Origin of the sequence: Microbacterium sp. SLBN-146 (assembly GCF_006715145.1) — a bacterium.
Classification (GTDB): Bacteria; Actinomycetota; Actinomycetes; order Actinomycetales; family Microbacteriaceae; genus Microbacterium.
Map to the genome: position 1 here is coordinate 2,754,806 of NZ_VFMR01000001.1, position 14,355 is coordinate 2,769,160.

11 protein-coding genes and 2 tRNA genes are annotated in these 14,355 nt (G+C 66.6%); 9 read left to right on the forward strand and 4 right to left on the reverse strand.

Annotated features, from left to right (window positions below; translation table 11 throughout):
• Position 1: 1 nt before the first annotated feature.
• Positions 2-1,282: an ion channel protein gene (locus tag FBY39_RS12270; RefSeq protein WP_141932561.1), complete on the reverse strand. Its 1,281-nt coding sequence runs from the start codon at positions 1,280-1,282 to the stop codon at positions 2-4.
• An 87-nt stretch (positions 1,283-1,369) separates the two neighbouring features.
• Positions 1,370-1,855, reverse strand: coding sequence for a Dps family protein (locus tag FBY39_RS12275; protein ID WP_141932562.1), 486 nt, complete (start codon positions 1,853-1,855; stop codon positions 1,370-1,372).
• A 168-nt stretch (positions 1,856-2,023) separates the two neighbouring features.
• Here FBY39_RS12275 and FBY39_RS12280 point away from each other — a divergent pair, with 168 nt between their 5' ends.
• The 3 genes from FBY39_RS12280 (at position 2,024) to FBY39_RS12290 (ending at position 6,132) form a co-directional block, all read left to right on the forward strand.
• Positions 2,024-4,168 carry an acyltransferase family protein gene (locus tag FBY39_RS12280; RefSeq protein WP_141932563.1) on the forward strand — a complete coding sequence of 715 codons (2,145 nt, stop codon included), beginning with the start codon at positions 2,024-2,026 and terminating at the stop codon, positions 4,166-4,168.
• Positions 4,169-4,178: 10 nt separating this feature from the next.
• On the forward strand, positions 4,179-4,715 hold the full coding sequence (locus FBY39_RS12285; protein ID WP_141932564.1) for a gamma carbonic anhydrase family protein: 537 nt from the start codon (positions 4,179-4,181) through the stop codon (positions 4,713-4,715).
• A 94-nt stretch (positions 4,716-4,809) separates the two neighbouring features.
• Positions 4,810-6,132, forward strand: coding sequence for a right-handed parallel beta-helix repeat-containing protein (locus tag FBY39_RS12290; protein ID WP_160133126.1), 1,323 nt, complete (start codon positions 4,810-4,812; stop codon positions 6,130-6,132).
• Positions 6,133-6,346: 214 nt separating this feature from the next.
• Here FBY39_RS12290 and FBY39_RS12295 read toward each other — a convergent pair.
• Positions 6,347-6,420, reverse strand: a tRNA-Gly gene (locus FBY39_RS12295).
• A 185-nt stretch (positions 6,421-6,605) separates the two neighbouring features.
• Here FBY39_RS12295 and FBY39_RS12300 point away from each other — a divergent pair.
• The 6 genes from FBY39_RS12300 (at position 6,606) to clpX (ending at position 11,599) form a co-directional block, all read left to right on the forward strand.
• Positions 6,606-6,679, forward strand: a tRNA-Pro gene (locus tag FBY39_RS12300).
• An 89-nt stretch (positions 6,680-6,768) separates the two neighbouring features.
• Positions 6,769-8,220, forward strand: coding sequence for a trigger factor (gene tig, locus FBY39_RS12305; protein WP_141932566.1), 1,452 nt, complete (start codon positions 6,769-6,771; stop codon positions 8,218-8,220).
• Between the two features lie 75 nt (positions 8,221-8,295).
• Positions 8,296-8,781, forward strand: a complete 486-nt coding sequence (locus FBY39_RS12310) for a tetratricopeptide repeat protein (RefSeq protein ID WP_141932567.1) — start codon at positions 8,296-8,298, stop codon at positions 8,779-8,781.
• An 82-nt stretch (positions 8,782-8,863) separates the two neighbouring features.
• A complete protein-coding gene (locus FBY39_RS12315) occupies positions 8,864-9,448 on the forward strand; it encodes an ATP-dependent Clp protease proteolytic subunit (protein WP_141932568.1) in 585 nt (194 codons plus the stop codon).
• Positions 9,449-9,481: 33 nt separating this feature from the next.
• Positions 9,482-10,153 carry an ATP-dependent Clp protease proteolytic subunit gene (locus FBY39_RS12320; protein WP_141932569.1) on the forward strand — a complete coding sequence of 224 codons (672 nt, stop codon included), beginning with the start codon at positions 9,482-9,484 and terminating at the stop codon, positions 10,151-10,153.
• A gap of 177 nt (positions 10,154-10,330) precedes the next feature.
• A complete protein-coding gene (gene clpX / locus FBY39_RS12325; RefSeq protein WP_141932570.1) occupies positions 10,331-11,599 on the forward strand; it encodes an ATP-dependent Clp protease ATP-binding subunit ClpX in 1,269 nt (422 codons plus the stop codon).
• 631 nt (positions 11,600-12,230) lie between these two features.
• Here the strand turns inward: clpX and FBY39_RS12330 are convergent.
• A complete protein-coding gene (locus tag FBY39_RS12330) occupies positions 12,231-14,282 on the reverse strand; it encodes a M3 family metallopeptidase (protein WP_141932571.1) in 2,052 nt (683 codons plus the stop codon).
• Between the last annotated feature and the right edge of the window lie 73 nt (positions 14,283-14,355).

Below are 14,355 nucleotides of genomic sequence, written 5' to 3' on the forward strand. Positions count from 1 at the left end.
CTCAGGAGTCGGCCGCCGCGCCAGGCGATCCAGGTGCGCGGACTTCCAGCAGTGGCGCTCTCGTCACGAGGAGCCACGTGGGAAGCACGATGACGCACAGAATGGGGAGCAGGCCGATGTCTCCCGTGAGCGCGACGCCCAGGAAGAGTGCGATCCAGCCGTCACGCGTCGCGAGCAGGACGATTCCCATCCCGCCGCACGCGATCGCCAGGCCGAGCGGCACGGACGGGAAGAGGGCGTGCGCACAGAGGCCGACGGCCACGCCGATGAAGACGGCCGGGAAGATGCGGCCGCCGCGGAACCCTGCGGAGGCCGCCACCACGAGCGCGATGAGCTTGATCCCGGCGAAGAGTGCCAGCTGTCCCGCCGAATAGTCCTCGGGATGGGCAATGAGCTCACCCGTTTCCTCGAGACCCTTGAAGAGCGTGAGCGGGCCGCCGATCACGCCGAGAAGACCCAGGACGAGACCGCCCAGCGTCGTGAAGAGAATCGGATTTCGAAGAGAGTGGAACAGCCGGTGCACCCGGGGGAGCGCCCACGCCGCCGCGATCCCGAGCCCTGCCGACACTGCCGCGATAGCGAACCCGCTCAGCAGATCGATCGCGTTCGGGCCCGTGTAGGCCGGGACGTCGAAAGCGAGGGCGGGTGAACCCAGCATCCGCATCGTGATTGCACCCGCGGCCGCCGCCGCGACAGGGAGGAACAGCTTGTCCCAGAGCGATCCGCCGCCGCGGACCGCCGCCACGGTACCGGTGAGGACGAGGGCGGCGGCGACGGGCGTGCCGAACAGGGCGCCGATGGTCGCCGCGGATGCGAGGAGGACGGCGACGTTCGTCGGCACCGCGCGCACGAAGCGCGCGCAGAGGGCGACCGCGATCGCGCAGTTGATCGCGATGATGGGGTTCTCAGGGCCGAGGCTCACACCTCCCGCGAGTCCGAGCACCGCCGCGAGGGCGACGCTCGGCACGGCGCGGATCGGGGGCGGCGGGGAGTCCAGCTCCGTCGTCGCGGAGTCCTGGCCTCCGTGGCCGGGCACGAACCGCACGACGAGTCCGACCGCCGCGCCCGTGAGGGTCAAGACCGCCACGATGAGCCACGGACTGTCCTGGGGGATGCCCAGCGCGTCGGGTGCGGTCTCCCAGAGGCCGGTTTGCAGCACCTCCGCGATCCGTTCGAGGCCCCACAAGACCAGAGCGGAGAGCACCCCGATCATGAGGGCCGGAAGGGACATCACGAGCAGCGTGCGGACGCTCAGCGAACCGAGCGGCTCCTGATCCGGCATCCGCGTCCTCTCCTCGGTTCACCATAGGGGAGACGCGATGACGGGGTCGAGACCTTTCGATCTCGACCCCGTCATCACGCGGAGGGATTACTCGGCGAGGTGCGCGAAGAGGAACCAGCGGTCCTTCTCGAGCGACTCCTTGATGGCGATCGCGACATCCTGGCTCGTCAGGTCGATCTCGTCGAGCCCGTCGATCGCGGCCTGTGTGTCGATGATGACGGCGTCCATGTCCGCGATCACGTTGCGGATCAGCGCCTCCCACTGCGTGAACCCTGCCGGCACCGCGGTGGGCTTGGCCTTCTCGGCGATCGTCGCGACACGCGCGTCGATCGGGAGACCGAGCGCGACGATCCGCTCCGCGGCGCTGTCCGCGCCGTTCTGCGCGTTCGTGACGAGAGTGTCGAGGAGCTCGTGGATCGCGATGAAGTTCGCGCCGCGCACATTCCAGTGCGCCTGCTTGCCGTTCACGGCAAGGCCCTGCAGGCCGAGGACAACAGGGGTGAGGAACTGGGCGGTCGCCGCGGCGACGGTGGGGTCGGCGGCGGTTGCGGGGGTGGTGTTGGTGTTCGTCATAGTGTCGCCTCCATGCTCCGGGGCGCTGCACTCGGTCGCGCAGTCTTCCCCTCGGGATGCAACGCTACTCAGGCGGTCGCATTCCGCAAGCAAGAGAAGGCTCCTCTAACACGTCTCACGGCGGCCGGTCGGCCGGGTCTCCACGGCGCTAACGACTAACGTCGAGGAGTGCCCTCCGCTGACCACGACCTCGGACCGCAGAATCTCGGCAAGCCGGCGCGCGTCGTCGCCCGCGAGCCGCGGACTGCGTCTCCGGAGCACGCCGAACCCTCACGTTTCATTCCCCACGTCCAGGGTCTCCGCGCCATCGCCGTGCTGTTCGTCGTGCTCTACCACTTCTGGCCGGCGCGCCTCCCCGGTGGCTACGTCGGCGTCGACGTGTTCTTCGTCATCTCAGGGTTCCTCATCTCGGCCCACCTCATGCGAGAACTCACCGCGACGGGCACCGTGCGCCTCGGACAGTTCTGGGCCCGGCGCGCACGCCGGCTCCTGCCCGCCTCACTGCTCGTGCTCCTCTTCTGCGCTCTCGTCGCGGCATCGCCTTACCTGACGCCGACCTCGGCACTTCCGAACGAAGTGCAGGAGATCCTCGCGTCGACGTTCTATGTCGAGAACTGGTTCCTCGCGCTCACCTCCGCCGACTACCTCAACCACGCCGGCGACCCGACGACGGTGCAGCACTACTGGTCGCTCTCTCTCGAAGAGCAGTTCTACGTGCTGTGGCCGCTCATCATGCTCGCCGCTGCCTGGGTCGGTGTGAAGTACTTCCGCGGCGCTCAGAGGCGGGCCGTGCTCCTCGCGCTCGCAGCTGTCACGGTGGCATCCTTCGTCTTCGGCGTCATCTTCACGATCACCGACCCGGCCCCTGCCTACTTCGTGACGTTCGGAAGGATGTGGCAGTTCGGGGTGGGAGCGCTCGTCGCACTCGTGCCCGTGTTGCGGGTGCGCAACGCGTGGGGCAGTTTCGTGCTGGGGTGGGCCGGTGTCCTGACGCTTCTCTACGTCGCGTTCACCTTCGACGGGCAGACGCCGTTCCCCGGCTACATGGCACTCCTGCCGACCCTCGGAGCTGCCGCCATCATCTCGGCTTCGAACACCGACCGCTGGTGGTATCCGACGCGCGTCCTCGGCGTTCGGCCGGCGCGCTTCATCGGAGACATCTCGTACTCCCTGTACCTCTGGCACTGGCCGCTCATCATCATCGCGCCGTCCGTGCCGTTCTGGGGTCTGACGATCTACCACCGCGTCGCGCTTCTCGTGCTGTGCTTCGTTCTCGCATGGCTCACGAAGCGCTTCGTGGAGGACCCCATGCGGAGCCTCAAGGCGCTCACCACGAGACCCGCGCGCGTGACGTTGTGGGCGTCTCTCGCCGCGATGCTGTTGGTCGCGGGCGTCACGACGGCCGGGTGGGCGGCCAACGCGCCCGCCTACACCGCCGGTGTCCAGGCGATCGAGGACCTGCGCGAGAACCCCCCGGAGTGCTTCGGAGCGGCATCCGTACTCGACCCCGCGTGCAGCGGGGCGGATTTCGGGGCAGACGTCCTGCCGGCGCCGGGATTCGCGGGAGTGGATCGCCCAGGAGACGCGGAGTGCTTCATCCAGCTGAACGACGCGCGTGCGCAGGCGTGCGAGTTCGGGTCGGACGCGCCCGATGCCCCGCGGATCGCGCTGATCGGCGACAGTCACGCGTACCAGTTGCTGCCGACGTTCCAGCGACTCGCCGACGAGCGGGGCTGGCACCTGACGACGTGGTTCAAGGGTGCGTGCCCGTGGAGCACGACACCCCTCTCCACGCCGGGTGCGTTCGGTGCCGCGTGCACCGAGTGGCGGGACGGCGTGCGCGCAGACCTCGCCGATCGCGACATCGATGCCGTCTTCACAGCGGCGATCGCATCAACCCCGTACTCCTCAGCCGGTTTCGACTCCTCGTACGACGCCGCCGTCGCGGGCTACCTCGGTGCCTGGCAGGAGGTGCTCGACCGCGGCATCCCCGTGATCACCGTCGTCGACAACCCCGTGTGGGAGACGGATCCCAACAAATGCCTGCGCACTCGGGCGCAGAGCGAGTGCGATGCACCGCGGTCGGATGTCCTCGTGACCGACGATCCTCTGCGGGCGGCGGCATCCGGCGTCGAGGGCGTGACGCTGCTCGACTTCACCGACGTGTACTGCGACGACGAGGTGTGCTGGCCGGTGGTCGGCGGCGCGAACATCTATCGCGACCAGGACCACCTGACGGTGACCTTCGCTGACACGCTCGCGCCCTGGTACGCCGATGCCATCGAGTCAGCGTTGGAAACACGAGCGGGCTAAGGTCTGAGCCATGACTGTTGCCGCGGGTGCGTCGATCCTTTCCGTCGGCGGGAGTTCGCCCATCCTCGACCCGTCGTCCTTCGTCGCGTCGGGTGCCCGCGTCATCGGCGCCGTCACCCTCGGCGCCGGCGCGAGCGTCTGGTACAACGCCGTCCTTCGCGCTGACGGTGATGCCATCACGATCGGCGCCGGAAGCAATCTGCAGGACAACGTGTCCGTGCACGTCGATCGTGGGTCACCCGTCGTCATCGGAGAGAACGTTTCCGTCGGGCACAATGCCGTCGTCCACGGGTGCACGGTCGAAGACGGGTCACTCATCGGGATGGGGAGCGTCATCCTGTCGGGCGCCGTCATCGGCGCGGGATCGCTCGTGGCCGCCGGCGCCGTCGTGCTCGAGGGTACGGAGATCCCACCAGGGTCCCTCGTCGCGGGCGTGCCGGGGAAAGTGCGGAGACCGCTCACGGACGACGAACGCGACAGCATCCTGAACAACGCGGATGCCTATCGTGCGCACACCGCCGCTCACGAAGAGGCCGTCGACATGTAGCGGTTCACACCGCGCGTCCGACTGGGGAGGACGGCGCTGGCTCGGCAACACATGTCTGGTTCACGCGTCACCAAAGCAGAAGGAGCGCCTCCCCGTGGTCGACTACTATCTCTCGGCTGCCGGCGCCGACGGCAATCCCGGATCATCCGCTGCGCCCTGGCGTTCGCTCACGAGGCTGAACGCCGCGTTCGCGAGCGGAGCGATCAAGCTCGGTGATCGCGTTCTGCTGCGGCGCGGTGATGTCTTCCCGGGGCGACTGCGTCAGCCCGACATGCTCGACCCCACCCGCACGGGGTGGTTGCGGATCTCGGCGTACGGCGACGGCGCTGCGCCTGTCATCGACGGGTACAAGTACATCGTCAGCTGGACGCAGCACTCGGCCGATGTCTGGAAGGTCCACTACAAGGCCTCGAGTGCGGGCGTGAGCTACCAGGGATACGACTCCGCGCAAGGCGAGGGCGACGTCGGACATCTGCTCGTCGATGGCGCCGTGCGAGGAGTGCGACGCACGGCACTGAGCGGGATGACCACGCAGTGGGACTTCTACTCGGGCGGCGGGGTCCTGTATGTCAAGTCGTCGAGGAACCCCTCCGTGCTGGCAGGACAGGTCGCCGTCGCCGTCGACGGCGACGGCAGCAACCAGCGCTCGGGCGTGTGGCTCTCGGATGTCGTGCTGCGCGGACACGGAGGACACGGCGTCGCCGCGCCCGGTTCCGGCGGCACGCGGCGTTCGAACATCACGGGGTGCGAGATCTACAACTGCGGGGGAGCCGCCCTCGACGGCTACGGGAACGGCAGCGTGCGGTACGGAAACGGCATCCAGGCCTGGGTCGATTCGCGGGACATGCTCATCGAGAACAATCGGGTCCACGACTGCTATGACGTCGCGATCACGCTGCAAGGCGGCGAGGCGGGACGCACCCAGGTGCTGTCCGACATCGTCATCCGCCTCAACACGACCTACCGCTGCTCGCAGGGACTCGAGTTCTGGTACGGGGGAGAGGGGCCGGGGTTCGTCCGGTGCCTCGTGGAGCGCAACTACGTGCTCTTCTCGGGCTACGGATGGGGCGGCACGGTCCGACCCGAGCAGGAGTCGCGCGTTCACCTTCTTACGTTCGGATGGGGGACGACGGCAGATCTGCAGTTGCGGCAGAACGGCTTCTACGACGCCTACACGGCGTACCGCTTCTCATCGGAGAAGCCGTCCGGGCTTGCCGGCGTGAGCAACGTCATCGCGATGAAGGCGGGTGTGCGGATGTCCTACCAGCGCTCCGAGACGATCGGCCAGGCGACCGCGTGGGCCAAGGCGGACGGGCACGAGAAGACCATGAAGACCCTCGTCCTCCCGACCGGCGGAGGATATGCGGACTCCCACGTCACAGCGGCGATCGCTCATCTGAAGCAGCTCGGTATCTAGGGCGGCGCGCCGGCTCACCGCGGTTCATGCGCCCGCCCGACGCACCACCGACGCTCACTTGTCGCAAAGGGCGGCCGACAATGCGCGGGAGTCGCCACTTGCGACAAGTGAACGGGCTGGTGGGCGCTCACGGCGCTCGACAACTGAGCGACCTGCGGAGGACACGGCCGTGCCACTCGCTGTGACAGCCGCGACGACGAGTAAGGCGATGAGGTGGAGGGGCTGACGGGAATCGAACCCGCATCATTAGTTTGGAAGACTAAGGCTTTACCACTAAGCTACAGCCCCGGATTTCGGCCGATCACGGCCGACAAATCGGGTATTCAATTGTCATGTTACGCCGAGCTGCAAGACGCGGCATCCGAAAGTCTAACGGACGGAAACGGCGTCTCCGAACACGCGGGGTTCGTGCAGGATCGTGTCGGCTAGACTGCTCAGGGCCGTTTCGTGTCCGCGTACGCGCGCGACCTGCCCGGGGCGTAGCTCAGCTTGGTAGAGCGCCCGCTTTGGGAGCGGGAGGCCGCAGGTTCAAATCCTGTCGCCCCGACGTCACGACCCCCGCTCGGGGATCCGAGACCCACAGACCCTTCAGCCCCAGCGCGCATGCGCGCGGTCACACGAGGAGAACGAAAAGGCATGGTCAACAGCACCGTCGAGAAGCTCAGCCCCACGCGGGTCAAGCTCAACATCACGGTCACCCCCGACGAGCTCAAGCCGAGCATCGCGCACGCGTACGAGCACATCGCGCAGGACGTGCAGATCCCGGGTTTCCGCAAGGGCAAGGTTCCCGCGCCCATCATCGACCAGCGCATCGGTCGGGTTGCAGTGCTCGAGCACGCCGTCAGCGAGGGGCTCGACAGCTTCTACCGCGAAGCCGTCGAGCAGAATGAGCTCCGCGTCATCGGCCGCCCCAACGCCGAGGTCGTCGAGTGGCCTGCGGAGAAGGACTTCTCCGGTGACCTGCAGGTGACCGTCGAGGTCGACGTGCGTCCCGAGTTCGATCTCCCGGCACTCGAGGGTCTCACGATCGAGATCGAGCCGGTCGAGATCGACGATGCCGCGATCGACGAGGAGCTCGATCGCCTGCGTGGTCGCTTCGGCACGCTCATCACGGTCGACCGGCCCGCGTCGACGGGTGACTTCGTCGAGCTCGACCTCGTCGCCACGATCGATGGCGCCGAGATCGACCGCGCCGAGGGCGTTTCCTACGAGGTCGGCTCGGGCGAACTGCTCGAGGGCATCGACGAGGCGATCGATTCGCTCACGGCCGGCGAGGACACGACGTTCCGCTCCAAGCTGATCGGTGGCGATCACGCCGGCGAAGAGGCCGAGGTCTCCGTCAGCGTCACCGCCGTCAAGGAGCGCGAGCTTCCCGAGGCCGACGACGATTTCGCCCAGATGGCGAGCGAGTTCGACACGATCGCAGAGCTCCGCGAGAGCCTGTCGGAGCGGGTTGGTCAGCAGTCGGTCTTCCAGCAGGGCTCGGCCGCGCGTGACAAGCTCATCGAGACACTCATCGAGCAGGTCGAGATCCCCGTCCCGCCGCAGCTCATCGAGGACGAGGTGCACAACCACCTCGAAGGTGAGGGGCGTCTTGAGGACGACGCGCACCGCGCTGAAGTGGCCGAGGCGAGCGAGCGGCAGTTCAAGACGCAGATGCTGCTCGACAAGGTCGCCGAGACCTTCCAGGTCCAGGTGTCGCAGGACGAGCTGACGCAGTACCTGATCCAGTCCGCAGCCCAGTACGGCATGGCGCCGCAGGAGTTCGTCGACGCGCTGCAGCAGGGCAACCAGCTGCCGGCCATGGTCGGCGAGGTTGCACGCAACAAGGCGCTTGCCGTCGCACTCGGCAAGGTCACCGTCGTCGACACCAACGGCAAGCCGGTCGACCTCACGGGCTTCGTCGCGGTCGAGGATGAGGCCGAGGCCGAGGCCGAGGTCGTCGAAGAGGCGGAGGAGATCGCGGATGCCGCGGCCGACGCCGACGAGGTCATCGAGGCTGAGGAAGCGCCGAAGAAGGCGCCCGCCAAGAAGGCGCCTGCCAAGAAGAAGGCGCCCGCCAAGGCGAAGGCCGCAGACAAGGAGTAGTCGCAGCGCGACGTTTCCGAGGGGGGTGGGTGCCGCGGCATCCGCCCCCCTCTGTCAGTTTCGGAGGACGAAGACATGGCCGATTGGGTTGCTCGAGTGGCTGCCGTGTGGGCAGATGAGACAGTGACCGACGATGACATCATCCACCGCATCGATCTGATCACGTCAGAGGGCGCACCCGACGACGGTCGGGCACTGTTCGAGCGCGCGAGTGCCAGAGACGCAGCGGGCCGCGAGAGCGAGGCCGAGCCGCTGTATCGCTCTGCGCTCGCTGCGGGGCTCGATGAAGAGCATCGCGCCCAGGCCGTGATCCAACTCGCGAGCACGTTGCGCAACCTCGAGCGTCTCGAGGAGAGCCGTGCGCTCCTCGAGGACGAACTGGATCGAACCCCGCCGTCGCTGTTGCGCGACGAGGCTGCCGCGTTCCTCGCGCTGACCCTCTCATCCGCGGGGGAGTCGGCGAGAGCGACCGCCGTGGCGCTCATGGCGCTCGCCCCGCACTTGTCGCGCTATTCGCGGTCTGTGCGCGCGTACGCGGAGGACCTCGCGGCGACACCTTGATCTGCCCACGGCGAACACGGCCGGGTCGGTCTCGGGGCGCCGGTAGATTCGTCAGCGACGACCACGGAATCAGGAGTCTCACATGGCCGAACCACTTGTCGCGACGAGCGTCTTCGACAGGCTGCTCAAGGACCGCATCATCTGGCTGGGGTCGGAGGTGCGCGATGAGAACGCGAACGAAATCTGCGCGAAGATCCTCCTTCTCGCCGCCGAGGACCAGGAGAAGGACATCTTCCTCTACGTCAACTCGCCCGGTGGCTCGATCACGGCGGGGATGGCGATCTACGACACGATGCAGTTCGTGCCCAACGACATCGTCACGGTCGGAATCGGCATGGCGGCGTCAATGGGACAGCTGCTGCTGACCGCCGGCACCAAGGGCAAGCGATACATCACGCCCAACGCGCGGGTCCTGCTGCACCAGCCGCACGGCGGTTTCGGTGGCACATCGAGCGACATCCAGACGCAGGCTCAGCTCATCATCTCGATGAAGAACCGCCTCGCAGAGATCACGGCGGCGCAGACCGGCAAGTCTGTCGAGCAGATCAACGCCGATGGCGACCGCGACCGTTGGTTCACCGCGCAGGAGGCGTTGGAGTACGGCTTCGTCGATCACATCCGCGAATCGGCCGCTGACGTCGTCGGCGGCGGCGGAACCACGGCCTGACGGTTAGCTGCGGCGAAAGAGAGAGAACCAGGAATGCACACCCCCACCTTCGGCGGCACCGCCCCACAGGGCCTGCAGATGCCCGGCAGCCGTTACGTCCTCCCGCAGTTCGAGGAGCGCACGGCGTACGGCTACAAGCGTCAGGACCCGTACAACAAGTTGTTCGAGGATCGCGTCATCTTCCTCGGCGTCCAGGTCGACGACGCCTCGGCGGATGATGTCATGGCCCAGCTGCTCGTGCTCGAGTCGCAGGACCCCGACCGCGACATCATCATGTACATCAACTCGCCCGGCGGCTCGTTCACCGCAATGACGGCGATCTACGACACCATGCAGTACGTCTCGCCTCAGATCCAGACGGTCGTGCTGGGTCAAGCGGCCTCCGCAGCAGCAGTTCTGCTCGCCGCGGGAGCACCCGGTAAGCGTCTCGCGCTGCCGAACGCCCGCATCCTCATCCACCAGCCCGCCATGGGCGAGGCGGGACACGGGCAGGCGTCGGACATCGAGATTCAGGCGCAGGAGATCCTCCGCATGCGCACGTGGCTCGAGTCCACTCTCGCTATGCACTCGAACAAGTCGATGGAGGAAGTCAACAAGGACATCGACCGCGACAAGATCCTCTCGGCAGAGGAGGCCGTCACCTATGGCCTCGTCGATCAGGTTCTGACGACACGCAAGCGCACGCCCGCAGCTCTCACCAAGTAGCTCGCTGCAGAGGAACGCCCCGCCCCCAGTTCTGGGTGGCGGGGCGTATGCACGGCACTTCTCCGCCCTGGGCAGAACGTCCCCGACGTCGCCCGTCGCAATCCCACCTCATGTCTGTGAGAGCGGTTAGGCTCTGAGAAGTGCCCGACTGGGGGCAGTGGGTCTAGGAGGAGCCTGATGGCACGCATCGGTGAGAGCGCCGACCTGTTCAAGTGCTCTTTCTGCGGAAAGAGCCAGAAGCAGGTCCAGCAGCTGATAGCGGGTCCCGGGGTGTACATCTGCGACGAGTGCGTCGAGTTGTGCAACGAGATCATCGAAGAGCGCATGGCCGAATCGTCATCAGGCGTCGTGTCCGACTTCGATCTCCCGAAGCCGCGCGAGATCTTCTCCTTCCTCGAGGAATACGTCGTCGGTCAGGATGCCGCGAAGCGCGCCCTCTCCGTCGCGGTCTACAACCACTACAAGCGCGTCCGCGCGCACGGCACACTCCAAGCCGCCGAACAGCGCGCCGATGAGATCGAGATCGCGAAGAGCAACATCCTCCTTCTGGGTCCGACCGGCTGCGGCAAGACGTACCTGGCGCAGACGCTCGCGAAGCGGCTCAACGTCCCGTTCGCCGTGGCGGATGCTACGGCTCTCACCGAGGCCGGTTACGTCGGTGAAGACGTTGAGAACATCCTCTTGAAGCTTCTGCAGGCAGCAGACTTCGATACGAAGAGGGCAGAGACGGGCATCATCTACATCGACGAGGTCGACAAGATCGCTCGCAAGGCCGAGAATCCTTCGATCACACGCGACGTTTCGGGGGAGGGCGTCCAGCAGGCGCTTCTCAAGATCCTCGAAGGCACAGTCGCCTCCGTTCCTCCGCAGGGTGGGCGCAAGCATCCTCATCAGGAGTTCATCCAGATCGACACGACGAACGTCCTGTTCATCGTCGCGGGTGCTTTCGCGGGGCTCGAAGACATCATCTCGTCGCGCGTCGGCAAGCACGGCATCGGGTTCGGAGCCCCCCTCCACGAGAAGGGCGACGACCTCACGCTCTTCTCCGAAGTGCTGCCGGAAGACCTGCACAAGTTCGGTCTCATTCCCGAGTTCATCGGTCGGCTCCCCGTCGTGGCATCCGTGTCGCCCCTGGACCGCGAAGCACTCATGGAGATCCTCACCGAGCCGAAGAATGCGCTGGTCAAGCAGTACCAGCGGATGTTCGAACTCGATGACGTGCGGCTCGAGTTCGATACCGAAGCGCTCGAGGCCATTTCCGACCTCGCTGTGGACCGAAAGACCGGCGCCCGCGGGCTCCGGGCGATCCTCGAAGACGTCCTCGGTCCGATCATGTTCGACATCCCCTCGAGCGATGACGTCGAGAAGGTCATCGTGACCCGCGCTGCTGTCGAGGAGCGCGCAGCACCGACGTTCGTGCTCCGAGAGAAGCGCAAGAGCGCCTGACGCTCTGCAGCGTACCGGGGCGGCATCCGCCTCAGTGGGGCGAGGCTTCCGCGCCCCAGTGCTGATGAATACGCCCCACGAGCTCGTGCTCGCAAGCGGTTCTCTTCGACGGGTGGCCGCACCGTCGCGTTCCCGCGGAGCGGGTTCCGTCGACTCGGGACCGGCTCCGTGATCCGGGGCGGTTCGGCGACTTGGGCTGCGGTTCGTCGGCGCGGTGCGTGATTCGTCGCGGTCCCGGCGGCGCGGTGCGCGTTCTCTGGGGCGCAGTTGGTCGACACGGGGCGCGGTTCGTCGACACGGGGTGCGGAAGTCGCGCCCCGGACCACACGAGTCCGCCCCACGACGTGTGGCGGACTCGCGGGCGCCGAGGCGCGCAGCGGTTCGCGCTCTGTGTTCGTCGCGGCGCTGCTCGTTCGTCCGCTCGGCGTCTTCGGACCTTCGGACCTTCGGGCCTTCGGGGCGGGATCCATCCGCTAGGGGCGAAGTTTTCGCGCCCCTGAACGCAGGACCGCGCCCTGAGCGCAGGATCGCGCACTGGAGGCCGGGGCGGGTTCTATCGGTTTGGGGCGGGGCTTCCGCGCCCCGAACCGACGAACGACGCCCCACAGGGGCTGGCTCGGGAACCTGCGACTCAGTCGGAGAGGCCGCGCCGCTCGAGCAACGGCTCGATGGTCGCGTCACGCCCGCGGAAGTCGCGGTAGGCCTCGAGCGGATCCTTCGAACCACCCACGCCCAACAGTCGCTCGCGGAAGCGGTCGCCATTGGACCGGGTGAGGCCGTCATTCTCGCGGAACCATTCGACAGTGTCGGCGTCGAGCACTTCGCTCCAGATGTAGGAGTAGTAGCCCGCACTGTAGCCACCCGAGAAGATGTGTGCGAAGTAGGTGGATGAGTACCGCGGTGGGACGACGTCGATATCGAGGCCGATATCGGCGAGGGCAGCCTGCTCGAATGCGACGACGTCCGTCGCCGCCGCCGCCTGCTCGGGTGAGAGCGAGTGCCACGCCTGATCGATCCAGGATGCCGCGAGGTACTCGCTCGTCGCGAAGCCCTGGTTGAACGTCTCCGACGCCGTGAGCTTCTCGATGACGTCCGCGGGGAGCGGTTCGCCCGTGTCGACGTGCACGGCGTAGGAGGCGAGAACCTCAGGCCAGTAGATCCACATTTCGTTGACCTGGCTGGGAAACTCGACGAAGTCGCGGAAGACGTTCGTCCCTGCGAAGTGCGGGTACGTCACTGTCGCGAAGAGTCCGTGCAGGGCGTGACCGAACTCGTGGAAGAGCGTCGTCACCTCGTCGAGAGTCAGAAGCGTCGGCCGCCCGGGGGCGGGCTTGGACACATTCAGATTGTTCACGACGACAGGCGATGTCCCGCGCAGACGCGATTGAAGAACGATCGAGTTCATCCAGGCACCGCCGCGCTTCGTGTCGCGGGTGTAGAGGTCGAGAACGAAAAGCCCGAGAGCCGACCCGTCCTCGTTGTGCACCTCGAAGACACGGGCATCCGGATGGTACGCCGCGAGATCCCGACGTTCCGTGAAGGTGATTCCGTAGAGCATCGTCGCCGCATGGAACACCCCCTGCTGAAGCACTCGCTCGGCCTCGAACCACGGGCGGAGTGCCGACGTGTCGAGGTCGTACTCCGCGCGCCGGACCTTCTCGGTGTAGAACGCCCAATCGTGGGCTTCGAGGGCGAACGTCTCGCCGTCGGCATCGATGATTGCCTGCAGCGCCTCGCGCTCCCGGCCGGCATTCCGTGCAGCGGGCACGGCCAAGCGGCGGAGCAGCGAGTGGACGGCGTCGGGAGATCCCGCGGTCTCGTCCGACGTAACGTAGTGGGCGTGGGAGTCGTAGCCGAGCAGCTGTGCGCGCTCGGCACGGAGTGTCGCGATCTCGCGAAGCACCGCTCCGTTGTCGTTCTCGTTCTGCCGCCGCCCGCGCGAACGTGAGGCCTCGAGGATCCTCCGACGCGACTCGCGGTCGGTCAGCGAGCTGAGGTACGGATGTCCCGTGAAGAGAGTCAGCGTCACGACGAACGAGCCATCGAGACCGCGGTCGGTCGCGGCCTGCGCCGCCGCGGAGATCTCACCTTCGGTCAGTCCGTCGAGCTCCACGGCATCGTCGAAGACAACCGCCAACTCGTTGGTATCGGCGAGCAGGTTCTTCTCGAAGGTGGTGGTGAGCGTGGAAAGTCGCTGATTGATCTGGGTCAGACGCACTTTGGCTGCGTCGTCGAGCCCCGCTCCGGCGTGCGCCATCTCACGGAAGTGACGCTGCACGAGGTAGCGCTGCTCCGCGTCGAGGGGGAGTTCGTCGAGGCGGTCGTGGAGGGTCTTCACGCGCCAGAACAGCTGGGCATCGAGTTGGATCGCGTCGTGGTGCGCGGCCATCAGGGGAGCGAGCGCTTCCTCGACCTCCTGAATCTGCTCGGTCGCGTCTGCGGACGAGACGGTGTAAAAGGTGCGCGCGATCGTGCCGAGCAGTTCACCACTGGATTCCAGGGGAGTCATCGTGTTCTCGAATGTGGGCATCGAGCGCACGCGCGTGATCGCATCGATCTCGCGGCGGTGTTGCGCGAACGCTTCCTCGAATGCAGGGAGGTAGTGGCCGGGCTCGATCGCCCCGTAGTCGGGGAGACCGTAAGGAAGCGGGGACGCGGTCAAGAGGGGATTTTCGCTCGCCATGCACCCAGCCTAACCGCGTCGATCGCCATGCAGAGAGACATTTGCAAAGTATTGCTTGCAAAGGGCGCTTTGC